Genomic DNA, 638 nt, shown 5'->3' with positions numbered 1-638 from the left:
CGTGATTTGAATTCAAACAGCAATTTGCAATTGGGAAAATTGCGGGTGGAATTTGATGCAGAAGAAGTCCCCCCTCTCGAAGATTTAAGCTTTGGAAGCCGGCGCAATGGTGCTTACTTTAATCGGCTCTCTGAAGATATCCAAAATAAAATGACCCATACTTTTGGCGATACGCTTGAGGGTTATCGCAAGGCAGCAAGGAGTGATGTATGACGTTAAGAATTGTTCGTGGTTTTACCCTGATTGTTGATGATGATGTCAATCTTCATCTTGATCTTGAAACGCTCAAACTTCCCACGTTGGAAGAAATCACCGAAACCTATCAACCAGGGGGCTCTGACATGCAAATTGATGTGAGTGGTCTTGGTGTGAAAGCTTTGAGCTTGCAAATGAAAATCCGCAGCCACACTCCAGAAATCATTGGTATCTTTGGTGGTTCCCCTGGTCTTCGTCATAAATTTACCGGCAAAAAACATGTGGTATCTGAAGAAGATGGGCGCGAGCATGAACATTCCATTGATGTTACAGGACGCTTGGTCAAAGTCGATAGCGAAGGCTTAACAGCTGGAAAAGCCACAGGCTATGATTGCGAGATCAAGAATGTTTGGGATTACACAGAATTTTGGGATGGCTCTGTT

At 43.7% G+C, this 638-nt stretch carries 1 protein-coding gene and 1 pseudogene; both read left to right on the top strand.

The window, feature by feature from the left end; all coding sequences use genetic code 11:
- Nucleotides 1–213: pseudogene (locus ABD915_RS10110) on the top strand (phage tail protein); the annotation flags it as partial.
- A partial coding sequence (locus ABD915_RS10105; protein WP_345117843.1) for a phage major tail tube protein occupies nt 210–638 on the top strand: 429 nt, incomplete at its 3' end. The pseudogene ABD915_RS10110 and the gene ABD915_RS10105, both read left to right, overlap by 4 nt.

The organism is Bartonella jaculi, assembly GCF_039543045.1.
GTDB lineage: Bacteria > Pseudomonadota > Alphaproteobacteria > Rhizobiales > Rhizobiaceae > Bartonella > Bartonella jaculi.
Note: the sequence above shows the minus strand (reverse complement) of the source record. Positions and strands in the feature narration are given on the sequence as shown.